This window comes from Staphylococcus sp. CoH_129_LAB_1, from assembly GCF_058191515.1.
In genome coordinates, this window is sequence record NZ_JBXWKZ010000003.1 from 26,373 (window position 1) to 51,976 (window position 25,604).

The 25,604-nt window shown below is 32.9% G+C and carries 24 protein-coding genes, 1 pseudogene and 1 riboswitch; of the genes and pseudogenes, 12 read left to right on the top strand and 13 right to left on the bottom strand.

Annotated elements, in window-relative coordinates:
* Nucleotides 1-70 precede the first annotated feature (70 nt).
* Entirely contained in the window at nt 71-274 is a 204-nt protein-coding gene (locus AC2FB1_RS01725) for a hypothetical protein (RefSeq protein ID WP_490673554.1), read from the top strand.
* Nucleotides 275-325: 51 nt separating this feature from the next.
* On the opposite strand, the gene AC2FB1_RS01730 is transcribed toward AC2FB1_RS01725, so the two are convergent.
* On the bottom strand, nt 326-823 hold the full coding sequence (locus AC2FB1_RS01730; RefSeq protein ID WP_490673555.1) for a GNAT family N-acetyltransferase: 498 nt from the start codon (nt 821-823) through the stop codon (nt 326-328).
* Between the two features lie 147 nt (nt 824-970).
* On the opposite strand from AC2FB1_RS01730, the gene srtA reads away from it, so the two are divergent.
* Together srtA and AC2FB1_RS01740 are read left to right on the top strand one after the other, a co-directional pair.
* Nucleotides 971-1,576: a class A sortase SrtA gene (gene srtA, locus AC2FB1_RS01735; RefSeq protein ID WP_490673556.1), complete on the top strand. Its 606-nt coding sequence runs from the start codon at nt 971-973 to the stop codon at nt 1,574-1,576.
* A gap of 177 nt (nt 1,577-1,753) precedes the next feature.
* Nucleotides 1,754-2,563, top strand: coding sequence for a Cof-type HAD-IIB family hydrolase (locus AC2FB1_RS01740; RefSeq protein ID WP_490673557.1), 810 nt, complete (start codon nt 1,754-1,756; stop codon nt 2,561-2,563).
* Nucleotides 2,564-2,651: 88 nt separating this feature from the next.
* Here the strand turns inward: AC2FB1_RS01740 and AC2FB1_RS01745 are convergent, their stop codons facing one another.
* Nucleotides 2,652-3,644, bottom strand: coding sequence for a D-lactate dehydrogenase (locus AC2FB1_RS01745; protein ID WP_490673558.1), 993 nt, complete (start codon nt 3,642-3,644; stop codon nt 2,652-2,654).
* Between the two features lie 317 nt (nt 3,645-3,961).
* On the opposite strand from AC2FB1_RS01745, the gene AC2FB1_RS01750 reads away from it, so the two are divergent.
* The 3 genes and pseudogenes from AC2FB1_RS01750 to AC2FB1_RS01760 all read left to right on the top strand — a co-directional run bounded on the left by AC2FB1_RS01750 (nt 3,962) and on the right by AC2FB1_RS01760 (nt 7,124).
* The gene (locus tag AC2FB1_RS01750) at nt 3,962-4,630 is read left to right on the top strand and encodes an NAD(P)H-dependent oxidoreductase (protein WP_490673559.1); all 669 of its coding nucleotides are present in this window, start codon (nt 3,962-3,964) and stop codon (nt 4,628-4,630) included.
* 127 nt (nt 4,631-4,757) lie between these two features.
* On the top strand, nt 4,758-6,251 hold the full coding sequence (locus AC2FB1_RS01755) for an aldehyde dehydrogenase family protein (protein ID WP_490673560.1): 1,494 nt from the start codon (nt 4,758-4,760) through the stop codon (nt 6,249-6,251).
* 201 nt (nt 6,252-6,452) lie between these two features.
* Nucleotides 6,453-7,124 (top strand): annotated as a pseudogene (locus AC2FB1_RS01760) (PhnD/SsuA/transferrin family substrate-binding protein).
* A gap of 32 nt (nt 7,125-7,156) precedes the next feature.
* Here the strand turns inward: AC2FB1_RS01760 and AC2FB1_RS01765 are convergent.
* Together AC2FB1_RS01765 and AC2FB1_RS01770 are read right to left on the bottom strand one after the other, a co-directional pair.
* Nucleotides 7,157-7,963, bottom strand: a complete 807-nt coding sequence (locus AC2FB1_RS01765; protein WP_490673561.1) for a VOC family protein — start codon at nt 7,961-7,963, stop codon at nt 7,157-7,159.
* A gap of 127 nt (nt 7,964-8,090) precedes the next feature.
* Complete coding sequence (locus AC2FB1_RS01770) at nt 8,091-8,372, bottom strand: GNAT family N-acetyltransferase (RefSeq protein WP_002448625.1); 282 nt, start codon at nt 8,370-8,372, stop codon at nt 8,091-8,093.
* Between the two features lie 180 nt (nt 8,373-8,552).
* On the opposite strand from AC2FB1_RS01770, the gene AC2FB1_RS01775 reads away from it, so the two are divergent.
* Entirely contained in the window at nt 8,553-9,509 is a 957-nt protein-coding gene (locus AC2FB1_RS01775; protein WP_490673562.1) for a metal ABC transporter solute-binding protein, Zn/Mn family, read from the top strand.
* Between the two features lie 63 nt (nt 9,510-9,572).
* Here the strand turns inward: AC2FB1_RS01775 and aldA are convergent, their stop codons facing one another.
* Together aldA and AC2FB1_RS01785 are read right to left on the bottom strand one after the other, a co-directional pair.
* Entirely contained in the window at nt 9,573-10,997 is a 1,425-nt protein-coding gene (gene aldA / locus AC2FB1_RS01780; protein ID WP_490673563.1) for an aldehyde dehydrogenase, read from the bottom strand.
* Between the two features lie 79 nt (nt 10,998-11,076).
* The gene (locus AC2FB1_RS01785; protein WP_490673564.1) at nt 11,077-12,162 is read right to left on the bottom strand and encodes a YkvI family membrane protein; all 1,086 of its coding nucleotides are present in this window, start codon (nt 12,160-12,162) and stop codon (nt 11,077-11,079) included.
* A 282-nt stretch (nt 12,163-12,444) separates the two neighbouring features.
* On the opposite strand from AC2FB1_RS01785, the gene AC2FB1_RS01790 reads away from it, so the two are divergent.
* Nucleotides 12,445-14,229, top strand: coding sequence for a cation:proton antiporter (locus tag AC2FB1_RS01790; protein WP_490673565.1), 1,785 nt, complete (start codon nt 12,445-12,447; stop codon nt 14,227-14,229).
* Between the two features lie 56 nt (nt 14,230-14,285).
* Here the strand turns inward: AC2FB1_RS01790 and AC2FB1_RS01795 are convergent, their stop codons facing one another.
* The 7 genes from AC2FB1_RS01795 to AC2FB1_RS01825 form a co-directional block, all read right to left on the bottom strand.
* Nucleotides 14,286-16,250 carry a fructose-1,6-bisphosphatase gene (locus tag AC2FB1_RS01795; protein ID WP_490673566.1) on the bottom strand — a complete coding sequence of 655 codons (1,965 nt, stop codon included), beginning with the start codon at nt 16,248-16,250 and terminating at the stop codon, nt 14,286-14,288.
* Nucleotides 16,251-16,395: 145 nt separating this feature from the next.
* Entirely contained in the window at nt 16,396-17,007 is a 612-nt protein-coding gene (gene uptA, locus AC2FB1_RS01800; protein WP_490673567.1) for an undecaprenyl phosphate transporter UptA, read from the bottom strand.
* Nucleotides 17,008-17,121: 114 nt separating this feature from the next.
* Entirely contained in the window at nt 17,122-18,120 is a 999-nt protein-coding gene (locus AC2FB1_RS01805) for a HesA/MoeB/ThiF family protein (RefSeq protein ID WP_490673568.1), read from the bottom strand.
* Nucleotides 18,120-18,887: a thiazole synthase gene (locus tag AC2FB1_RS01810; RefSeq protein ID WP_490673569.1), complete on the bottom strand. Its 768-nt coding sequence runs from the start codon at nt 18,885-18,887 to the stop codon at nt 18,120-18,122. The genes AC2FB1_RS01805 and AC2FB1_RS01810 overlap by 1 nt, the downstream gene beginning before the upstream one ends.
* A 1-nt stretch (nt 18,888) precedes the next feature.
* Nucleotides 18,889-19,089, bottom strand: coding sequence for a sulfur carrier protein ThiS (gene thiS / locus AC2FB1_RS01815; RefSeq protein ID WP_017175036.1), 201 nt, complete (start codon nt 19,087-19,089; stop codon nt 18,889-18,891).
* Nucleotides 19,073-20,188: a glycine oxidase ThiO gene (thiO, locus tag AC2FB1_RS01820; protein WP_490673570.1), complete on the bottom strand. Its 1,116-nt coding sequence runs from the start codon at nt 20,186-20,188 to the stop codon at nt 19,073-19,075. The genes thiS and thiO overlap by 17 nt, the downstream gene beginning before the upstream one ends.
* Complete coding sequence (locus AC2FB1_RS01825) at nt 20,181-20,771, bottom strand: thiamine phosphate synthase (RefSeq protein ID WP_490673571.1); 591 nt, start codon at nt 20,769-20,771, stop codon at nt 20,181-20,183. The genes thiO and AC2FB1_RS01825 overlap by 8 nt, the downstream gene beginning before the upstream one ends.
* A gap of 68 nt (nt 20,772-20,839) precedes the next feature.
* Nucleotides 20,840-20,949: riboswitch (TPP riboswitch) on the bottom strand.
* A 347-nt stretch (nt 20,950-21,296) separates the two neighbouring features.
* Here AC2FB1_RS01825 and AC2FB1_RS01830 point away from each other — a divergent pair.
* From AC2FB1_RS01830 to AC2FB1_RS01845, 4 genes are all read left to right on the top strand, one after another.
* Nucleotides 21,297-22,577 carry a pyruvate MFS transporter gene (locus AC2FB1_RS01830; protein ID WP_490673572.1) on the top strand — a complete coding sequence of 427 codons (1,281 nt, stop codon included), beginning with the start codon at nt 21,297-21,299 and terminating at the stop codon, nt 22,575-22,577.
* A gap of 177 nt (nt 22,578-22,754) precedes the next feature.
* Nucleotides 22,755-23,039 carry a putative quinol monooxygenase gene (locus AC2FB1_RS01835; RefSeq protein WP_490673573.1) on the top strand — a complete coding sequence of 95 codons (285 nt, stop codon included), beginning with the start codon at nt 22,755-22,757 and terminating at the stop codon, nt 23,037-23,039.
* Between the two features lie 91 nt (nt 23,040-23,130).
* Nucleotides 23,131-25,068 (top strand): FUSC family protein, encoded by a 1,938-nt coding sequence (locus AC2FB1_RS01840; RefSeq protein ID WP_490673574.1) that lies wholly within the window; start codon nt 23,131-23,133, stop codon nt 25,066-25,068.
* A gap of 72 nt (nt 25,069-25,140) precedes the next feature.
* Entirely contained in the window at nt 25,141-25,554 is a 414-nt protein-coding gene (locus tag AC2FB1_RS01845) for a DUF2188 domain-containing protein (protein ID WP_490673575.1), read from the top strand.
* Nucleotides 25,555-25,604: the final 50 nt, after the last annotated feature.

Consider the following 25,604-nt stretch of genomic DNA (forward strand, 5'->3'; position numbering starts at 1 on the left):
CAGAAAATTCCAAAAAGAAATTGCAATATTTCACTTTTAAATATAAAATAACTTAAAAGGGGATGATGATATGCTTAGATTATATATCTTATTTTTAGCCTTCATCATGAATACAACGTTAACACGTGTATGGACGATCGAAGGAACTTGGGAGAATCTTTTACTTCAATCAATGTCTATGAGTATAATGTTTGTATTTCTTTTTTATTACGTACGTTTTGTTATTGAGAATAAAAAACGTAAAGAGTTAGGCGAACTTAGAGACGAAGAATAGTACAACGTCGAGATAACTGTATTTCAATTGTTATCTCGACGTTGTATGCATTTATCTATTTTTATTTAAATCATATTGATAGAAAGCTAAATCAAGCCAACGTTCAAACTTATAGCCTACGTTATTGATAGTGCCAGCGTGCTCAAAACTGAATTTTTCATGAAGTTTAATACTTGCTTCATTTGATGTATCTATGCCTGCAACTATAGTACGATACTGGCGATGTTTAGCATCATCAATTAAATGTTCGAGTAAATGTGATGCCACGCCTCTTCCACGATAATCTTTATTTACATATATAGAATGCTCAATTGAATATAAATAGGCTGGCCAATTTCTAAATTGACCATACGTGGCAAATCCTGCTACTTTATTATCGATTTCACATACAAATATAGGTTCATTTGCAAGCACTTTTGTTTCGAACCATGCTTCTCGTTCTTCAAGACTTTGTGGATGATATGTATATACAGCGGTTGTATTCAATATAGCATCATTATAAATATCTAATATATATGGTAAATCGTTACGTTCTGCTTTTCTAATCATGATAAGCACCTACCTATGTATTTATTGTTCATTTAAACACTTGGATGATATGAAAGCAAATATATGTCATGTAATCTAACATTTTATTTAGAAAAATAAATGGTATACTATGAATTAAGAATTTTTAAATTAAAGGAGTATTACTCAGTGAAAAATTGGACAAGTCGACTCATGACTATTGTTGGTGTGATTTTGATATTAGTAGCAGTATATTTATTTGCAAAACCATATATTGATAATTACTTACATGAAAAAAATAATGACGATAAGATAGAACAATACGATAAAAATGACAAAAGTAATAAATCAAAAGAAAAACCTACGATTCCAAAAGATAAATCTAAAATGGCAGGGTATATTAGTATACCAGATGCGGAAATAAAAGAACCCGTTTACCCAGGTCCTGCGACACCTGAACAACTTAATAGAGGTGTAAGCTTTGCAGAAGGCGATGAATCTCTCGATGATCAAAATATTTCTATTGCAGGACACACGTTTACAGATCGTCCACATTACCAATTTACAAATTTAAAAGCAGCCAAAAAAGGCAGCAAAGTTTATTTTAAAATTGACGATGAAACACGGGAATATAAAATGACAAGTATTCAAGATGTAGATCCAGATGATGTTCAAGTATTAGATGAACATAAAGGACAAACGAATCAGCTTACATTGATTACATGTGATGATTATAATCAACAAACAGGTATATGGGAAAAACGAAAGATTTTCGTAGCTAAACAAATTAAATAAATAATTTAGTTGACCGTTCATTTTCTCATTGATGAGCGGTTTTTATGCATAAAATTTTATTCTTTGTATGTAATTTCTAAATGTGAATATAGTTTCACTCTTCAAGTACTGACTTCAATCCCAATCATAAGGTGGATATAATGGACAATGAAAAGTATTGTAAGGGGGAAACCACTCATGATTAGAGCCATTGCAGTAGATATGGATGGGACATTTTTAGATACAAATAAAGCATATGATAAAGTGCGCTTTGAGACAATTTATCAAGAATTAAAACGAAAACACATTGAATTTATTGCAGCCAGTGGTAATCAATATGCTAAGTTGAAGTCTATTTTTGGAGAGCGAGACATGTATTTCATTTCTGAGAATGGTGCAGTGATTTATCATGGCAATCAATTGTATAATTACCGTAGTTTTGATCAAGCTATATATGAAAAAGTAGTGAATTATATTCATCTTGACCAACACATCGACGAATTCATTGTATGTGGACTTAAAAGTGCATATATTTTAAAAGATACGTCAGAAGCCTTTAAAAAGGATGCTCATTTTTATTATCGTCAATTAGAAGAAATAGATACATTTCAACCTTTACCTAATGATGAATATGTGAAGATTGCATTAAATATTAATCGTGAGACACATCCCACTTTGGATACAGATTTAGAAACAAAGTTTAAAGAAGAAATTAAACTGGTTTCAAGTGGCCATGATAGTATCGATATTATTATGCCTAATATGACAAAAGGCCAAGCGTTAAAACGTTTGTTAAACAAATGGGAAATGTCACCATCAGAATTAATGGCATTCGGTGATGCTAACAATGATAAAGATATGCTAGAATTTGCAGAGCATAGTTATGTTATGGCAAATAGCCATGATCCATCATTATTTGATATCGCAAAATTTGTAGCGCCAAGTAACGATGAACAAGGGGTACTTCAAATTATAGAAGAAAAAGTATTAAAAAGTGAGACAGAATAATACGTCATCTCATTCAGTGGTCGACTGCCAACACATAAAAATGCCTGGGACATCATAAGCTGTCCCAGGCATTTTTATATATCAAATCTTAGTTTAATTGAGTGTCACATTTACCTGTGTTGATGACAGATAATGCAGCGTTTAATCCACCTTCAACTAAATTTCTAACTGCTTCATCTGAGAAGAAAGCAATGTGAGGTGTTACTAAGATATTTTCGTTTTCAATTAATTCAAGTAAAGTTTTATCTTCAATTTCTTTACCTGTCCAGTCATATGTGAAGTAATCAGCTTCATTGTCATATGTGTCAATGGCAGCACCATATAAAGTACCGTCATTTACAGCATTAATTAAAGCTGGTGTATCAATAACAGCACCACGAGCGGCGTTGACTAACACAGCACCTTTTTTAACTTTGCTAAACATGTCAGCATCGAATAAGTGGAAGCTTTCTTTATTAGCAGGTACATGTAAAGAAATGATATCAGCATCGGCAATTGCTTCCTCAACTGAATCTTTATATTCTAAGAAATCTAATGAGTTGTTTGGATATGCATCATAGCCTACTACTTTTGCACCAAAACCAGCATAAATTTTACCAGTTGCAGCACCAATACGGCCTGTACCGATAATTGCAACAGTCATGTTTTTAACAGGTGTAGACATGATAGGTGCAGCCCATTTGAAATTATGTTCTTGAACGCGTTTTTCAATTGCAGGGAATTTACGTACTAATTGTAAAGCGATTGATACTGAGTATTCAGCAATTGTTTCAGGTGAATAACTTGGTACGTTAGAAATTACAATATTGTGTTTTTTTGCAAGATCTAAATCATACATATCAAAACCAGCAGTACGTTGAGCGATTTGTTTAATACCATATTTTTCAAGTTTAGGATAAACAGAATCTGCTAATTTACCAAATTGCATTGTAGTTACGCCATCGAAACCTTCTAATTGATCTACTGTGTCTTCGCTTAAAATATCTTCGGAAGTAACAACTTCTACATTGTGTTCTTTACCCCAATTTAAAGCGTCTTTTTTTTCGTAATCACGAGTTCCGAAAAACATAATTTTTGTCATTAAAATAACCCCATTTCATTTTGTATAAAAAAGTTAAAATTTAATAAATAAGTAAGACTAAAGTTAAAGTAAGAGATTTGGTACAACATCATTGAATGTTATCTCTAACCTAACTTACAACCCTATTATATTGTGAATTAGTTCACAAATCAATTAAAAAGAGTTTTTTATTTCATATAATGTGAAAATATATAAATAAAATATCATTTAAAATGAAATATTACAACTTAGAATTAGGCAAATCATTTTGAGCTAATTATTTTAGCTAAAATAGTTTGTATTTTATAATTTGAGTAAGTTTTTTAATAGAGGAGTGGATGACTATCAATCAGATTCAAAATACAATTATAGATGCATTTAATTTTAGATTTGCTACTAAGGAATTCGATACATCGAAAAAGATAAGTGATTCTGAGTTCAATACAATTCTTGAAACAGGACGTTTATCTCCAAGCTCATTAGGTTTAGAACCATGGAGATTTCTTGTTATTCAAAATGAAGCATTACGTGAGAAATTAATACCTTATAGTTCTGGTGCACAAAAGCAACTTAAATCTGCCAGTCATTTTGTACTAATTTTAGCTCGTAAGAATGTAACACCGACGTCTGATTATGTACAGTCATTTATTAGAGGGATTAAGCAGTATGAAGAGAGCACCATTCCAATGTTTGAAGATAAAGTACAGGGATTCCAAACACGATTTCATATTAATGATAATGCTAGAACAATTTTGGATTGGGCGTCTAAACAAACCTACATTGCATTAGGTAATATGATGACAGCAGCTGCATTAATGAGTATTGATTCTTGTCCAATGGAAGGTTTCGATTTAGATGGCGTAACTGAGTTATTAGAACATGAAGGGATTATTGATAGTAATCACTTTGCACCTTCAGTTATGGTAGCTTTCGGTTATAGAAAAGAGAATCCTACAAAACCTAAAACACGTCAACCACAAGAAGATGTAATTGAATGGATAAATTAAGCATAGTTTTGTAAAAAAAGGGTAAATAATCAATATACAAAACGTATCAATGAATGAAGTGAATTTAACATTACTTTATAGAGAGTTACGTTATGATTTATAAACAAAGAAAGAGGGATGAAAACGTATGGCAAAAGTAAATGTTAGAGATTTTTTAGATGAACAATATGATTTATTTATAAATGGCGAATTCCAACCAAGTGAAAGTGGAGAAACACTTACGGTAACTAACCCAGCAAATGGTGAAGAGTTAGCCAAAGTTGCTAAAGCAAATGAAAAAGATGTTGATAAAGCAGTGCAATCAGCACATGAGGCATTTGATAGTTGGAGTAAAATTTCTAAAGCAGAACGTGCAGATTATTTATTAGAAATTAGTCGTCGTATTGAAGAAAATAAGGAACATTTAGCAACAGTTGAATCACTTCAAAATGGTAAACCTTACCGTGAAACATCAACAATTGATATTCCTCAAGTAGCTGAACAATTTAAATATTTTGCAGGAGTATTAACGACTGATGAAGGTTCGGTTAACCAAATAGATCATAACACTATGAGTTTAGTTGTAAATGAACCTGTGGGAGTAGTAGGTGCAGTAGTAGCATGGAATTTCCCAATCTTACTTGCATCTTGGAAATTAGGTCCAGCATTAGCAGCGGGTAATACAGTGGTAATTCAACCTTCTTCTTCTACACCATTAAGCTTAATTGAATTAGCTAAAATTCTTCAAGATGTGTTACCTAAAGGTGTAGTAAACGTCATTACTGGTAAAGGTTCAGAATCAGGCGATGCGATTTTCAAACATGAAGGTGTAAATAAATTATCATTCACTGGTTCAACAAGTGTAGGTTATGGTGTTGCTAAAGCAGGTGCTGAACGTATTGTGCCAACTACATTAGAACTTGGCGGTAAAAGTGCTAATATTATCTTTGATGATGCAAATTTAGATCAAGTCATTGAAGGCGTTCAATTAGGTATTCTATTCAACCAAGGTGAGGTATGTAGTGCTGGTTCACGTTTATTAGTACAATCATCTTTATATGATAAATTATTACCAAAATTAAAAGAAGCATTCGAAAATATTAAAGTGGGTGACCCATTCGCTGAAGATACAAAAATGGGTGCACAAACTGGTCCAGAACAAATTGAAAAAATTGAAAGTTATATTAAATTAGCAGAAGAAGATGACAAAGCCAATATCTTAACGGGTGGACATCGTATTACTGATAATGGTTTAGATAAAGGCTACTTCTTCGAACCAACAATCATTGAACTTTCAGATAATAGTCATAAATTAGCACAAGAAGAGATTTTTGGACCTGTTGTTGTTGTTGAAAAATTCGAAGATGAAGAAGAAGCAATTAAAATTGCTAATGATTCAGAATATGGTTTAGCTGGTGGTGTCTTCACTACAAACTTACTTCGTGCATTAAATGTTGCAAAAGCAATTCGTACTGGCCGTATTTGGGTTAATACGTATAATCAAATCCCAGCTGGCGCACCATTTGGTGGTTATAAAAAATCTGGTATCGGTCGTGAAGTTTATAAAGATGCAATTAAAAACTATCAACAAGTTAAAAATATCTTTATAGATACAAGTAATGAAACAAAAGGCTTATATTAATTAAAATATGATTAAACATTTTAATAAATGCTTTGAAATGTCGACAAAGGTGTATACTTTGTCGGCATTTTTTATGAAGTATGATTGAGAATTAGAAAAGTATGACAGATTTCATTTTGAAGTTGTATAGGCCTCTCGGTAATCCCAATTTAACTTATATGCAGACGTTCTGGTGAAAATCTAAATATTAAGATCGTTGAACTGAAATCAAAATTTAATATAATAGGAGGTTGTTCAAACATTGACAATGTAAAGCATCCTAAAGAAGCATATACACCTAAGTCATTAACTGTTGAGTTTGTCTCATATCAAAATACTCAAATCCTTAATGCTAAAGTAAATAGTATCTGATGAGCAGGAAGTTCCTGTAAAAGTACATATAGCAACAAATTATAATACAATGGTAGAAGGATTGAAATCGAAAAAAATCGATATTGAATTTATTTCTACTGTTTCTTACACATTAGCTCATGGTGCTCAAGCAGCAGATGTATTGTTAAAGTCAAAAGGTTACCTAGTAGATAATAAAGTGAATCAAATACATCACCTTGTAGATTACTATCGATCTCAAATTGTGGTTCGTAAAGATAGTAATATTAATCATTTAAAAGATTTGAAAGATAAGAAGATCCCAACATTTATCAAGAAACTAAAGTGATTGATCGCACAAAGAAAATTCCTAATGATATCATTTCAGTACGTAATGACATGAGTAGCAAATGGAAAAAGAAAATTAGTCGAGCATTTATTGATATCAGTCATACAAAAAAAGGTAAACATATTATTAGTGATATTTATGGTCATCAAGGTTATGAAAAAGCAAAAGATAGTGACTTTGATACTGTAAGAAAATATCGAGATATTGTAGATTAAAAAAAGATTGGATGATTGTCATCCAACCTTTTTTAATCAGGAACCACACTTACATCTCCATGAACAGTCACACTAAACCCTTCAGGTGATGTTAAATTCGTTTCTTTAGCGTGAGGTTGATAGATATCAATATGTGTTAATCCATAAGTGTTCTTATTGTCTGGATTCACTTGATTAGATTGCCATGTATTCACAGCAATGTGATGATGATAGTGTTGTGTAGAAATAAATAAACTTTGAGGGAAGTTTGAAATATGTTCAAAACCAAGTTGATTAATATAGAATTGACGAGCCTCCATCAAATTATGTGTTTTTAAATGGAGATGTCCTAGTTTTCCATCTGATGGAAAACCTTGCCAACCATTTTCAGTACGATGTGAAATTAAATCTTGTGCATCAACTTCAAGGGTATCCATTTTAATAAAATCATTATCCCATTCCCAACCACTAGAAGGGCGATCTTGATAGACTTCAATACCATTACCTTCTGGGTCATTGAAATATAGCGCTTCACTTACTAAATGGTCACCGCCACCAACAGGCTGATTTAAACGACTCATATGATATAGGAAGTTAGCTAAGTCTTGTCGTGAAGGTAATAAATAAGCGATATGAAAAAGGCCAGCTTCTCTAAATTCAGGATGACGTCCATGTTCTAAAAGAAGAAGCGTTAACGTGTGACCATGTTCTCCAACATTGAAAATGGTTTGTGTTTCAGTTTTCTTTTTAATAGAAAAACCGAGTACTTCAGAATAAAAGTGATTCATTTTGTTTAAATCTTTAACATTTAAAGTGACGTTCGTCACTTGCATTGCTTCTTTTGAATGAAATGCAGTCATGTATCATTGCCTCTCTTTTTTATACTAAGTATATTAAATATACTAGAATAGTTACTAAGAGGCAAGGTAAATAACTTGATAAAAAAATCCTCTAGAGAATGATTCTCTAGAGGATTGTATTTTACTCTTATCCTAAATAAACATCTTGGTAACTATCATTTTTTTCTAATACATCTTTTGCAAATGGACAAGATGCGATAATTTTTAAGTTATTTTGACGAGCATGTTCTACAACTGCATCAACTAATTTAGTTCCTAAACCTTGGCCACCTAATTCATCAGATACACCAGTGTGATCGATTTCAATTTCATTGTTATCTACTTGTTTGTAAGTGATTTCTGCTTTAGGATTATTTTCGTCTTCACCTACATAAAATTTATTGTTACCTTGTTTAATTTCTTCAGCCATATTACTTCACTCCTTATATCATGTCTTAGTATTATTTATCACATTTCCACTAAATTAAAACATTACATAAATAAAATTTAGAATATAAAAATTATAAAAGATTTAAATACAAAGTCATTGCTTTTTTATAAAAGAACAGATATAGTTGAGAACGAAATTATTACGTTTTGGAGGGGTTGTGTGAAGAAGATTATCGCAATTATCAGTTTAATGTGTTTGTGCCTCATATTATCTGCTTGTAGTACAAATCGCGATATCACTCACAAACATAAAAAAGTAACAACTGAGAATAAATTAAAAATTTACACTACGGTTTTTGCATTTGAAAGCTTTACAAAAGAAATTGGTGGTAAATATGTGGATGTAGATACGATTTATCCACCAGGTGCTGATATGCATACATATGAACCTAGTCAACGCGACATGATTAATATTGCAAAAAGTGATTTGTTTGTTTATTCAAGTGACAATCTTGACCCGGTGGCTTCAAAGATTACGAAATCAATGAATAATAATCATATGAAACTTGCTGTTGCAAATGGATTAAGTAGTAATGACTTATTAAATGAAGAGGATCACGATAATCACGACGAACATAATCATGAAGCAACATCATATGATCCACATGTTTGGCTTGATCCAATACTAGATCAACAATTCGCAAAGAAAATTAAAGATGATTTAGTTCATAAAGATCCTGCGCATCGTATATATTATGAACATAACTATAAACAATTAGTTGAAGATTTAAAACAAATTGATCACACATTATCTAATATAACGACGCATCCTAAACGAAATAAAGTAATTATTTCTCATGATTCATTAGGATATTTAGCGCGCCGTTACCATTTCGAACAAGAAGGGGTTAGCGGTATGAATAATAAAGAGCCAAGTCAGAAAGACATCTTAGCGCTCATTAATCAAATAAAAGACACACATGAACCGTATATTTTATATGAACAAAATATTTCTTCAAAAATAACCGATGTGATTCGTAAAGAGACACAAACTAAACCTGTGAATTTTAATAATTTAGCAGTATTGTCTCAATCTCAATCAGAAGATCAAACACTCACTTTTCAATCTATTATGAAAAAAAATATTCAATCCCTCGATAAAGCATTAAATAAATAAAAAAGGAGAGCAAGAAAGAATGTAACGCCATTCATTCTTGCTCTTCTTTTTTATAATTTCAACTTACCATCTAATATAACTTACAGTTGTATTGTAATATTCTTCAAAACCATGAATACCATCTGCACCACCAAGGCCAGATTCTCTCCAACCTGCGTGATAACCATTGACTGCTTCTTCTGCCTCACAATTTGCATATACTTCTCCAAATTTTAAACGTTCAGTAGCTGTCATAATTTCTTTTAAGTTTTCAGAGAAAATATAAGATGATAGACCTGCATTAGTGTCGTTTGCCATATCAATAACGTCATCAAAGTTTGTATACGTAGTTATAGCAAGAACAGGACCGAAAATTTCTTCTTTAAAAGCACTATCAGTTGTTTTTACATGATCTAAAATAGTAGGAGCGTAGAAGAATCCTTCACGATCTAATTTATGGCCACCTAATACTAAATCAGCTCCATTTTTTACAGCTTCTTGAACTTTATCATCAATACTATCTAATTGTTTTTGATTAATGATTGCACCATAATCAGTGTTTTCATCATATGGATCTCCAACTTGAAGCGCATCCATTTTATCTTTCACTTTGTTAATAAAGTCGTCATGTACATCTTCATGAACAAAGATACGTTCTGGACATGTACATACTTGGCCAGCGTTATTAATACGTGCAGTAACAATATAATCAACAGCTTTATCTAAGTCAGCATGTTGTGTGACAAGAACAGGGGCATTTCCACCTAGTTCTAAGTTGAGTTTTTTTATGCTGTCAGACGCATTTTTAAATACAGCTTTACCTGCGCCCATACTACCCGTTAATGAAACAAGCTGAATGTCTTTATGAGTCGCCAATTGTGTTCCAACTGTTTCGCCAGTACCTGGAACGATTTGAATAAGGCCAGCTGGAATAGTTGAATCACGGAAAAGTTCAGCTATTTTTAATGTTAATAATGTTGTTTCTTCACTTGGTTTGATAACGACAGAACAACCCGTTACAATAGCTGGAATCACTTTACGCATAAGTACTAGAATTGGAGCATTCCAAGGTACAATACCAGCAGTCACACCAATTGGTTTTTTTGTCAGTTGAATGGTTTCGTTTACTATACTATTTTGTAATACTTCACCTTTGTTACTCATACTTAAACTTGCCATATAATCAATGAATTCTATTGATTTATCGATTTCACCTTTAGCTTGTACTATTGTTTTACCTTGTTCTTTAACGTATAAATGAGCAATTTCATCTTTATGTTGTTCAAGTAATGGAATTAATAATTTTACATGCTCAGCACGTGTAGGAGCTGGTACTTTTTCCCATTCAAGTTGAGCGTGTTTAGATTTTTCAATTGCGTCGTTTACCTCTTCTTCAGTAGCGAATGTAATCGTATCGATTGTTTCTCCCGTAGCAGGGTTAATCACGTCCATTGTTTCGTTTGACTTACTTTCTACAAATTCATTATTAATAAATAGTTGATTCGTCATTAACGACACCTCCATATCTCTCATTCCCGTAAAGTATTAAATTTAATCTATATATAAAATTAAAAGATTCAAAAGGAAATTAATGTTCTCCTTTTGAATCTTCTTTCTTTGCATATTTAAAATGCTTAATCCCTTTATATAAAATAGGAATGAGTAGAATAAAGCCAAATAACCCCATAATTGGAAATACTTTGCCAATGAGCGAAATAAAGCCGATAAATGTACAAATGAATGTCACGATTGTCATGACAATAATAAGCACAAAATATTGTTTTGAAAACGGTTTTGTGAAACGAGAGGCGAATGCGTACATTAACCCTACAATAGTATTATAAATAACTAGAATCATAATAATAGACATGATAGTTCCCAAAATAGGTGAAATATGGCGTGCCAATAATAAGGTTGGAAGTGCTACGGATTTAATAGCATTAAATTTTGTAATTAAGCCTAAATTAATCATTAAAAGTAAAAATGTAATAATGACTCCACCAATTAATCCACCCCAAATAGAAGCACGTTGGTCATGTAAACGTCCCCCCATTACACTTAGAAAACTGAAAGCAGCAGCAATTTGTAAACTGGCATAATTGAGACCATCAAACCACCATCCAAGTGAAATAGATGATTTATGCTGTGCATATTGATTTGCACTTTCAAAGTCAAGATGGCCAGTTGCAAGATAATATATCGCAATAATTGTGACGACGATAACTAAGAAAGGTGTAACGATACCTAGTACTGCAATTAAACGATCAAATTTTAAAAATAATGTCACCAAAATAAGACCTACGAGAATAAGTGAACTAAGCCAATAAGGTAAATGAAAACTTTCTTGAATTGTAGATGCACCGCCCGCGCTCATAATAATAGCGAGTGAAAACAAAAATAATGTTAGGACAATATCAAATAATCGAGCAATCATAGGGTGCAAATAGTAATGAATAGATTCTGAATGATTATGTGATTTTATGTTGTAACCAGTATTTAAGACGAACATACCGCCAAGTGTGATGATTAATCCTGTAATAATAATACCTAATACACTGAATTGGCCGTTACTTGTGAAAAATTGAAATATTTCTTGACCAGTAGCAAAACCAGCGCCAACGACCACACCTACGAAGGCAAATGCTACAATCATCGATTCTTTTAAAACTTTCATTTTTAAAAATCCTTTCTAAATCAAACACATTAGAATATATTAATCTATTTTAAAGGACATTTTGTTAAAAATAAATATTAAAGTTTACTTGTAATGAACATTGTATTTCTCAAAAATACATTCGAAAGAATTTGTATAAATTTTAAGTTATATTGGGTATATAATAACTTATAGTTCTCATATAAATGTTATTTAAAAAATGTATTTAATATACTATACATGATTCAGTAAAGTTTGATAGGATATTGCAATATATTCAATTTAATTAAGGAAGGTGTAGATATGTTATTTGATTTACCTGTGATGCTAGTTATTGTGTTATTTCTTGCATTAGGTATCTTTAGTCAATGGTTAGCAAATCGAATTAAATGGCCTTCAATTGTAGTCATGTCGATTGTTGGTTTATTAGTGGGACCTATATTAGGACTAGCGAATCCTGAGCATACACTAGGTTCAGAGGTATTTAGTCCAATTGTATCTCTTGCGGTAGCAATCATCTTATTTGAAGGAAGTAGTAATTTAGACTTTAGAGAATTAAGAGGTATTTCTAAGGCGGTTATACGTATTATTACGATAGGAGCCACAATTGCGTGGGTTCTTGGAGCCATTGCCTTACATAAAATTTTAGGTTTTCCTATTTCTATCGCTATTGTTATGGGGGGATTATTTCTTATTACTGGACCAACAGTGATTCAGCCACTGTTAAAACAAGCAAAAGTTAGAAACAGTGTAGATACTGTCTTACGTTGGGAAAGTATTATACTTGATCCACTTGGTCCAATACTAGCATTAGCTGCATTTTATGTGTATCAAATCATTGGACAAGGTTTTGGTTTCCAATTACTCTTTATATTTATTTTTAAAATGTTGATTGTAGCATTAATTGGCTTTGGTGCTTCATTCTTCTTCAATTGGCTTATCCAACGTGATGTCATACCACAAAATTTAATGCCTTCCATTCAGTTGGTGTTTATATTGCTCGTATTTAGCATCTGTGACCAAATTCTCGATGAATCTGGTTTACTGGCAGTAACCATTTTTGGATTAATGATGGCACGTTATAAACGACATGATTTAATTTATAAAGAGTCAGATCATTTTATTGAAAATATGTCTTCCATTCTAGTTTCAACGGTGTTTATTTTAATAACATCATCATTGACACCATCTGTATTGATGAATGTATTATCATGGAAGCTTGTGATTTTCTCACTTGTCATGATTGTGTTAGTACGTCCAATTGCTGTTTTATTATCTACAATTGGCACTGAAATCACTAAAAAAGAACGTGCACTCGTTGCAATGATGGCCCCAAGAGGTATTGTTGTATTAACGGTAGCACAATTCTTCGGTGGATTATTCTTAAATGATAATATGAAAATGGCATCTTATATTACACCGGTAACATTTGGTCTAGTATTTATTACTGTAGTAATATATGGTTTTAGCTTTACACCAATAAGTAAAATGCTTGGTTTAGCAAGCACTGAACCTCCAGGTGTCATTTTAGTAGGTGAGAGCGAATTCTCTTATCACTTAGGTAGACAGTTACAATCGCATGGTATTCCAGTTATGGTATTTAACTTGTTTAGTAACACTTCTGATAAAGCTGAAGAACTCGGGTTTGAAATTTTTAAAGGAAATTTACTATCAAGTAGTGATCGTATGTATGCAGACTTAATTCGCTATAACAAATGCTTATTAATGACTAAATCATTTATTTTTAATAGTCTTGCATTTAATGAGTTAGTTCCAGAATTTGGATTAAATAATGTAAATATGATGCCAGTATCCTTTACAGATGATCAAGCACGTAATAATTTAAATGGACCGCTTCGTAATCATATTTTATTCGATGAAAAGCATAGTCCAAGATGGTTTGACAATGTGATTACCAATCAAAATATTGTCGAAGTTCCAGCCTCTTCATATCATGATATTACAGATAAAGATATGATTATTTATCACATTAGTGACGATAAAGAAGCGACATTCCATAGGAGTACAAAATCAATGGATGAATATGATAATGGAACATATGGTATTTTAAGAAATGTATATAAATAATAAGAACGCCCGGTAATAAGTTCATTTGAACTGCCACCGGGCGTTTTACTATAGATTTATTTTAAATATCTGTCGTGCATTAATAATTTTAACATGCGAATTTGTTCCATAATGTCTTTACCGACATTCGTATCTCTAATTTTTTTACGTTGTAATTCTTCATCAACGACACGTCGTACTGATAGTTCATCAGCACCATCAGATAAGACATTTTCTTTAGAATCAAAGAATTGATGTGCTACAAGTTGCATGCCGAATGAATTGTAAAGTAACGTGTAACCTGCGATACCTGTAGTAGATTGATAAGCTTTTGAAAATCCACCATCAATGACTAACATCTTACCATTGGCTTTAATAGGATCCTCGCCATCGATTTCTTTTACTGGTGTATGTCCATTGATAATACGACCTTCATCAGGATTAAGTCCGAAATCTTTTAGCATTTTGCGAATCATATCTACATCTTCACGTAAGTAGTAATAAGGGTTTTTAGGTTCTTTATGAGACGCTTTATCTTCAATGAAGTAGCGCTCAAATGTAGTCATGGCACGTTTACCAAATAAAGAACTATATTTTCCTGTCCATAAATACCATACAAGATCCGTAGATAAATCATCTGTTTTCTCTTTGTCGTTAAACGCTAAGCGCACGTGACGTTCAAAGACATCTAATAAATCACGGCCTTTATGTTTTACATTTTCAATTTCAAAAGCTTCCATTTCGCCATTATCATCTACAGGAATGCACCCATGAATAAGAAGATTACCATTATAAGGGAGGTATAATTTACCTTTTTGCATTAGAAAGGCCATATGACGTTTTAATTTTTCAGATTGTTGGAAAGATAGTAATAATTTATTAACAACATCTTCTTCTTCTGGTAATAATTTTGCAGGATCTTTAGGGTCCACCGTACTAAAGCAAGTATCTTTTAAAGGATACGTTTTACCATAAATTGTAATTTCGTTTGTATCATAATTTATTTTTTCTAAAACTAAACGGTCTTCCATTTCAAAGCTTGGGCGACGTTTAATAATTGGCATTTCAAGTTTAAATTGAATCATTGCAATGGCTTGGTGAATCTTAGTGATTTGTGCTTCTTCGTGTTTAGATAAGCCCACTTTTTTATCCGGACGTTTTTTCGGTTTGAACGCTGGGTTATCGCCATCATAATGTTTTTCAGCTAAAGTGAGGAGTGGTCTTAAATTAATACCATATGCATCTTCAATAATATCTAAGTTATCGTAGCGTGCACATATACGTAGTAAATTGGCTAAACATACTTTAGACCCTGCATAAGCGCCAATCCAAAGTACATCATGATTACCCCATTGAATATCAACAGAATGATAGTCAATTAATGTATCCATAATTTTGTCAGGTTCTGGACCACGATCATAGATATCACCCACAACATGAAGATGATCGACGACAAGACGTTGGATAGTATAAGATAATCCAATGATTAAATCATCTGATTGTTCAAGCTTGATAACTTGGTCTAAAAGTGTTTCATAATACGATTTTTTATTATTAAATTCGTTATTTTTATAAAGCAACTCTTCAATGATATATGTATACTCTGAAGGTAGGGCTTTACGTAGTTTTGAACGTGTATATTTTGAAGAACAATATGTGATTAAATCAATCAAACGTTCGATTGTCAGGATATACCATTCATTTAACTCCTGTTTTGAATTAAAGTCATTCTTAATGAGCTTTAACTTTTCTTCTGGATAATACACTAGCGCAGCTAAATCATCTATTTCTTTTTGAGATATGTTACCTGCAAAGATATCGTTAATTTTAGCACGGACATTACCAGAGCCATTTCTTAATACGTGTTGGAACGATTTATATTCACCGTGAAGATCGCTGACGAAGTGTTCAGTACCTTTTGGTAATTCTAAAACGGATTCTAGATTAATAATTTCTGTTGCAAGTTTTTCAGGACTATCAAATTGCTGAGATAGTAAATCTAAATACTTTTTCTTTAATTCACTTTCCGTAGATTGAGACATTTGATTTCACTCCTGTATGGGAAATTTATTAGATAGTAAGCAGAGTAATAAAACCGCTTACATAAATTATCGTTAAAAAGCATCACTTTTTCAACAGTGATGCTTAAATTGTTGTAAATTTAATTTGAAAGTAAAATTAATGTACTTATTTAGCGTTACTTTTTTTGAAGAATAGACGATAGAGTACATAAAGAATAATAATGATAAGAATCACATACATAAAATAAGAATATGTATGGATACCAGACATTAATACATCGAAACTATCGCTAAGAAGACGACCAAGTAAAATTAAGGCAAAGTTCCAAATCGTTGTGCCTAATAAAGATAAAGTCGTAAATGTTGCAACGTTCATCTTATTAATACCTGCTGGAATAGTGATTAATACACGTAAAACAGGAATGAAACGACATAATAGAACTGCCCATGCGCCATAACGTTTAAACCAGTCGTTTGCACGTTTAACATCATTCCCTTTAAGTTTGAACCATTTACCATACTTATCAACAAATCGATAAATACTTTCCTCTTTAATTAAACGACATAAATAATACAAAATAAGTAAACCGATAAATGAAGCAATTGTTGAAATAATAAATAAGACTAAAATTGAAAGGCCTGATTTCACTGACATTAAACCTGCAAATGTTAATATAATTTCAGAAGGAACAACAGGTAAGACATTTTCTAATAAAATAAGAATAAAAATGGCTGCGTAACCCCATTGTCCTATAAAGTTGGTAATTATTTGTTCCATTATAAAGTTAAACATCCTTCGAAAAAATTTACTCGAATAAAAAATTCATAGTAAGTTCATTATATAAGAATTTACTATGAATTGCTTGTTATAACAGTATATGAATTATGCAACCTATTTTAAGGATTTTAAATATTGATGATACAAATGTTCTGCTTCATCATCATCTTCAATGCCATAGACATTCATTCTACCATCTTTAAATAAGGTAATCTCGTAATTACCGTCTTTAATCAACTTTGCAAATGTAGTTGACTTTACGATATCGCCCGGGAAATGTTCAGCGTAGTCGAACGCAGTAGGTTGATATCTGAATAGGTAGGTCTTTCCACATAAACTTTCAATATTCTGTTGTTGTTTCGTTTCTAATAATTCATAATGACCTTTTCCACATACCTCACAGCCATTATCTTTCAAGATATCGACGTTCATCGCTTTATAATCGATATTAAATGTATCAAGAGTAATTAACTTATGAGAAAATCCATGACCAGATAAATAACGAATCGCTTCTGTGACCTCATAGCTTGCTACCTGTGTAATCACAGGCGGTAATACGCCATTAATAGCACAACTCTCTGCACTGGTTGGAATTTGTTTTAATAAACATTTCAAACAAGGTCCTTTAAAATCGATGCCATAAACGGTACCTTTACTGCCTACTGCAGCGCCATATACCCATGGAATATGATGTTTATGACAAGCTTCATTAATAAGGTAACGAATCTTGAAATGATCCATTCCATCAATGACGATATCGGGATTGGCCTCTTTTAAAATGTCCTCAATATTTGTAGAATCAATTTCTTGATAATACGTTCTCACGTCTACATTTGAATTAATGTGTGCAATCTGTTGTTTAATGGCATGAACTTTAGGACTCATATGGTTCGCATCTTCTTCGGTATAAAGAGCTTGACGATGTAAGTTGGATAAATCAACGATATCCATATCAACAATTGCCAAATGATGCGCGCCCATACGGGCTAAAATTTCCGCCACATGACTTCCTAATGCTCCTGCACCAAGTATTAAAATCTTTGCGTTGGATAGGGCAGTTTGGCCATCTTCTCCAAAAGCATGATAACGCAATTGACGATGATAACGTTGCATTATAAAAATCCTAAGCCTTCAGTAGGACTTGAAGCCTGTGCAGTATATTTTACTGGAATACGTCCTGCTTCATAAGATAAACGACCGGCATTAATACCGAGTTTCATTGCTTCAGCCATTTTGACTGGATCTTTGGCACCTGACACAGCAGTATTTAACAGAATAGCATCTGCACCTAATTCCATCGCATGACATGCATCTTTTGGAGAACCAATACCTGCATCAACAATAACTGGAACGTTTGAATTTTTAATAATATAACTTAAATTAAGTGGATTGTTAATGCCACGTCCAGTTCCAATTGGAGATGCGAGTGGCATGACAGCGTGTACGCCTAATTCTTCTAAACGTTTCGCTAAAACTACATCGTTAGAAACATAAGGACATACAATGTAGCCTTTGTCTAATAACACTTTACATGCTTCATATGTTTCAAATGGATCAGGTAGCAATGTTTCATCGTCGCCAATCACTTCGACTTTAATCATGTCACATACTCCAGCATGTTTTGCAATTTCAGCGATGCGAATCGCTTCTTCAGCAGTTTTGGCGCCAGCTGTATTTGGAAAAGTAATAAAGTCTTTAAGATTAATATTTGCTAATGGATTAGGCAAGTTTTTATCATATAAATTCATACGTCTTACGGCAAAAGTCAGCACATTGGCCTCTGCTGCTTCAATCGCCTTTGTTTGTGTAGCTTCATCTTCAAATTTACCTGTACCTAATAATAAACGAGATTTAATTTCTAATGGTCCAATTTTAAACATTTTATCCGCCTCCAACAAATTCTAATAATTCTAATCGATCATCTTCACGTACTGTATGTTGATCGTAGTCTTCTTGTTTAATTAAAGTTTTATTATGTTCGACAATGACACGTTTAGGATCTAATTCAAGAGATTCAAGTACAGATGTAATAGATTGTTCTGAATCAAAGTTAAACGTGTCACCGTTAATGATACACTTCATGATCTAACCTCCTTGAAACACTGAATGAGTCATACCGACGTGGCTTAACACCGGTGAGTATCCAATTGGCGATATCACGACCAATAATAGGTGAAAGTAAAATACCGTTACGATAATGACCAGAAATCACATATAAATCTTCATCAATACGGTCCATTATCGGTATTTCTCCTTCAGTATATGGACGTACGCCAGACCACTGTTTAATGACTTTGCCGTGTGCAAGTTCTGGTATACGTTCATTTGCACAGTGGTGTAACCAAGAGATACCATCGTCTGTATTACCAACTGAATAGTTATCAAATTCACTTGTGGCACCAATTAAGAAACGATTTGGATACTTTGGTACGATGTAACAGCCATTGGTCATAAATACGGTTTCTTTTAAATCCAAATGGTCATTTTCAATAAGTAAGACTTCACCTTTTACACCGACGACATCTCTAGGTAGTGAGTATTGAGTTAATAATTTAGATGTCCATGCGCCTGCTGCCACAATGACTTTCTTAGCTTGTAATGTGCCTTGTGACGTTTCAACATCGTAGTACCCATTTTGGCGCTGAACAGATTGTACCTCTGTATTGACATATCGCTTAATTTGACGTTGCTTTAAAGATGTAAATAAAGCTTTAGTATAGTGATTTGCATTAATTTGACCATCATTTGGAATGTAAATAGCCATTTCGCTTGATATCACTGTACCATGCGTTAAACGGGCAAGCTCATTATCAGAAAGGATAATTACGCTAGAATCTAGTGAACTTAAAAATTGATATTGCTTCTCTAAACTTTCAACATCTTCAGGACGATTAGCCACTTTAATTAAGCCAGAATTTTGAAACTGAATATCGATGCCGGTTTCGTCTTCTAAATCTTGGCATAATTGAGGAAAGAGACTTCTTGATTCAAGCGCTAATCTAAATAAATCAGTATCTTCAGTAAATTCATTTTGAGCACCTAACATACCACCTGCTTTATATGACGCGTGTTTACCTGGTACGTCACGATCGATAAGTGCAATGTCAAGGTGAGATTGACTTAATTGGCGTGCAATAGACATGCCAATGACACCAGAACCTATGATTAAAACATCATGCATCTTTCAACCACTCCTTTCTCAACAGTTCAATTTGTTGTAAAGATGCGTTCATAAAGAAAGAAATTGCACAAATTCCTTTAAACCCTTGAGGTAATTGAGGAATCGTTTTTTCAGTGATACCTCCAATGGCATAAATTGGAATAGGAATCTCTAACACACGTTGAATCTCTGCTTTTGATCGAGGCAATTGATTAGGTTTTGAAGACGTCTTAAAAATGTGTCCGAAAAAGACATAATCAAGATCGTGTTCATAAGCTGCTTTAACAGAGTCAAATGAATGTGTAGACATACTGACCTCAATATTTGGATGAATAGATTTATAGTTAAATGCATCGTCATCCATTTCTCGAAAATGAATTCTAGAGAGGTGAAGTTGTTCTAACAAGTGAATATCACTATGAATAATGATTTTTGATTTAGGAAATCCTTGTTCTATAAGTGATTTTAAAAATGAAGATAAGTCACTTGGTGTCATGGGAGTGCGAAACAATAACCCATCTATTCCATCTGAGATATCAAGAAAATGTTGTAAATCATCATTGGTTAACTCTTTATATTTCGTAATCGCTATAAAAATGAACATCACTCCTTATTAAACAAAAAAACGCTATGTCCCTGTCGTAGGGAAATAGCGTTTTGCTTAACTTTACGATATCCTAGTCGCCACTTTCCTACGCCAGTACAAACTGGATCAGGTTCCAGGAATTATAAAGTTCGTTCTTTACTCTCAGCCTTAAACAAAGGCACTTCCAGTGGATTGTTTATTCGGTTGTTTTTAAAATAAACATTAGCATTTTTGCTTCATTTTTATTCTACAACCTTTTCTAATAGAGTTCAATTACAAAAAAGATTAGATTTATAGCAATATACTTTTCATAACACATACCGCTTTTTATATAGCTATTTATAAATTAAATGAAAAATATTAAAAAAAGTAATTGTAAACGTTTACAAAAACTGTTAATATTATAAAAAATATATCAGAAAGCCTATGAGAAGGGGCTCGAAAGGCGGTTAAAAATAAAAGGGAACGACATGATTGGGAGTTTTCATTTTCAACTTGTAAGTAGAATCAACACAACTTTAAAGGGAAGCAGGAAAAATAATTATGGTACAAAGACAAAAGAAAAGTAATGTTCGTTGGTATTTCGCTCTCGCATTTTTTATTATTGGGGTAATTGCATATATGGATAGATCTAATATCTCATTTATCGCACCTCAAATGATGGAAGATCTTCACATGACAAAGCAACAATTTGGTTTATTAGCTTCATTCTTCTCACTAGGTTATGCATTGATGCAAGTACCTTCAGGTATGTTAGCAGAGAAATTTGGTCCACGTAAGATGATTTCAATTGCATTATTATGGTGGAGTGCATTTACAATTTTAACGGGAATGATTAAACATCATGGTCTATTATATTTAGTACGTTTCTTATTTGGTGTCGGAGAAGCGCCAATGTATCCATCTAATGCAGTATTCAATTCAACTTGGTTTGCTAAGGACGAAAAAGGGAGAGCATCGAGTGCGTTGTTAGCAGGATCATATTTCGGTCCAGTATTAGCACCAGTAATTACCATCGCAATTGTTAATGCATTTAACTGGCAAGCAGTATTCTATATTTTCGGTGCAGTTGGTATTGTGATTGCAGCACTTTGGGCAATTATTGCAAAAGATTTACCTGAGCAACATCGCATGGTCAATGATGCAGAAAAACAGTATATCATGCAACATCGTGATTTAGTAGAAACAACTAAATCCGTAGCACCTTGGAATCAATTTTTCAAACGCGTGAGTTTCTACGCAATTGCAGGACAATATTTCGTTGTTCAGTTCGTTATCGCTTTATTCTTAATTTGGTTACCTACTTATTTAACTGAACAATATCATGTACAATTTAAAGATATGACAATTAGCGCTTTACCATGGTTTATTATGTTTATTTTAATTTTATCTGCGGGTGCGATTTCAGATAAAATTTTACGTAGTGGCCAAAGTCGTTTTGTAGCGAGAGGATTAATTGCAATTGTTGGCTTTATCGTATTTGCTATCTCAATTTTCTTTGCAGTTCATACAGAAAGCTTATATGTAACCATTTTCTGGTTATCACTTGGCTTAGGTGGTATGGGTATTTCAATGGGAATGAGTTGGGCAGCAGCAAATGATATTGGACGTAACTTTGCTGGTACAGTATCTGGTTGGATGAACTTATGGGGAAATATTGGTGCGTTAATCAGTCCGTTTTTAGCAGGTGCATTAGTATCATCACTTGGCTGGACAATGACATTCCAATTATTAATTATTCCAGCGGTGATTGCAGCCGTATTATGGTTCTTCGTTACACCAGACAAACCATTAATTAAAGACGAAAGTAAACATATTAAATAATATTTACACATTATCCACAAAAGTGAAAGCCTGGGACATCATCAGTTGTCTCAGGCATTTTTAATATATTGACTGTCGATGACTGAATTAAAAATAAATGCGGCCTCTCTTCTTACTATCGTTTTCTTTTTATCATAGCCGGGTAAAACGTTATAATAATATTTGGAAGGTGATTATATGATTATTATTAATGCAAAACTTAAAATCAAAGAAGACGTTCGTGAAGATTATTTAGATTTAATGAATAAATTAGTTCAAAGTTCACGTCAAGAACCTGGTAATACATTTTATTCACATTATGAAGATGTAACTGAACATAATACCTTTGTTGTTGTTGAAAATTATAAAGATCAAGAAGCGGTTCAAGCACATAACCATTCAGATCACTTTAAAACATTTAGTGAAAACATTGGAAAATATGTAGCTGAAGAACCTGTCATTGATGTAGCAGAAACAAAATAGAAATTAAAAGATGCCTTGTCTAAGTATTGCTTGGGCAAGGCATCTGTCATGTTATCATGTAATGGTATAGATAAAGAAAGGAACGATAACATTGGGACATGTCATAAATTCATTAATCAGGTTTGATAAGTCAAAAATTAATATTTGGAAAGGTATACGCCAAGGCTTATTAATGATTATTCCAGCATTAATAGGTCATTTATTAGGGCATTTTAGTTTTGGATTGCTCGTAGCAACCGGAACTTTGGCACATACTTATGTATTTAAAGGTTCTGCACAATCCATGCTAAGAACAGTTATCATTTGTACACTTTCATTCACTGTGTGTATGATACTTGGTACCTTAACTGTCAGCCAGCCTGTCTTATACGGCGTATTATTATTATTTGTTACGGCTATTCCGTTTTACGTATTTAACGTATTAAAAATTGTAGGGCCATCATCCACATTCTTTTTAGTCACATTTTGCTTATCGAGTAATCTACCCGAAGCTCCAGAACAAGCACCGATTCGTGGCTTAGCGATTTTTATTGGAGGAATGTTAGCGACATTAGTCGTCATTTTAAATATTCTCTTTCAAAAGCAAAAAGCTGAAGATCGAGCGATTACTGCTGACTTTAAAATTATTAATAACTTAATGCATAACTTCAATGATGCCGAAAAATTTAAAGCAATTTCTCAAGATACGGTCACACAATTTAAGACGTCAGAAAAGTTATTGATAACGTCAACTACAGCAATGAGTGAAAAATTGAGTTCACATTTTGAAAAGCTATTACTTCTTCACACCTCAGCACAAGGAATTTATGCTGAGTTATTGGAATTAAATGAAAAAAATATTCGTCCTATTCCACAAGAATTAATTGAAATGATGGATATGATTACAAGAAATGCCTATAAATTATCTTCAAAACGAGAAAAATGGACAAAAAAAGTCGATGTGGATGAACCATTTGAAAGTTTAATGCAACATATACTGAAAATAGATGAAATTGCGCATTTACAACCTGAACAAATTGAATCTGAAGCAAGTATTCGTAAGCCTTTGTATAGTAAGCGTATTGTTCAAAACTTAACATTAGATTCAATCATTTTCCGTAATACATTAACTTATGCAGTGATTATGGGTGTGGCTATTTTTGTCTCATTATTTTTCAATATTCAACGATCCTATTGGATTCCGTTATCAGCACATACTGTCTTGTTAGGATTAACGACAATTCGTATGTTAGACCGTTCGTTAGCTCGTGGTCTCGGTACCATTGTAGGGACATTATTACTGTCAGCTATACTCTTTTTCCAACCACATTTAGTTGTCGCTGTCACATTAATGGGTCTATCTGCCATGATGACAGAAGGATTCGTTGCAGCTAATTATGCTTTTGCGGTCATTTTTATTACGACACAAGTCATCCTGTTAAATGGTTTAGCCTCTGGTAATCTATCAATTGATATTGCGTATACGCGTATCGTTGATGTATTGATTGGTATTGTAATTGCAGTGATTGGCATTTTAGTCATTAACCGAAAAAATGCTTCAACCATGTTACCTACAGTGATAGCAGAGGTGGCACGAAAAGAAGCTGTTATTTTCCAATATTTATTCTCTGAAAATAACTATCAGGACACAGAGCGGGATAAAATTGAAAGTTTATCATTATCTGTAAAAATGAATAATATGACGCAAGTGTACAATTCAGCAAATGGTGAATTATTCTCGAATAAAGAAGCTATTCGTTATTATTATCCAAGTATTTTTGCATTAGAGGAAATTAGCTTTATGTTAATGCGCGCAATGCAAGACCAACATCGTCAACGTATTTCAGAGGACCAAATGGGAGAATATCTTGTTACATTTGAAAACGTAGCAAAACACTTTGAATTGCGTGGTAGTCTTAATGAAAAAGAATTGACTGATTTACCACAGTATAATTATTTAAAATCTGCACTCATGAAATTACAAGATAATTGTGTGGCGACACGTAAAGATATTAATCATACAGAAAATCAAAAAACGGTGGAAGCCTAATATCAATGTATGACGTTTCATCGTAGAGTATGGTGGTAAAGCTTACTAAACACTTTAGAGGAGCGTGACATCATGCCTTGGACAATGGATGATTACCCACAAACTTGGAAAAACTTGGACGAATTAGAACGTAAAAAAGCAATTGATATCGCAAATGCGATGTTAAAAGATGGGTACAAAGAAGGAGACGCTATTCCTATTGCAACAAAACAAGCGGAAGAGTGGTACAAAGATGCTAGCAACGAAGAACTAGAAAAACTAAAACACAAACATATTACACAGCATCAAAAAGATCCATCAGCACGCCCTGAACTGAATGATGAAGATGTTCATGTATATTATGAAGATCATGAATGGAAAGTAAAAACAGAAGAGGCAAAGCAAGCTTCAGATACGTTTAGTACTAAAGAAGAAGCAAAACAACGTGCCAAAGAAATTGCTAATAATCGTGGTACACAAGTGATTGAACATAAAAAAAGTGAATAATCTATAAAGTCCGAGTAGCAATTAAACCTGCTATTCGGCTTTTTTTATGA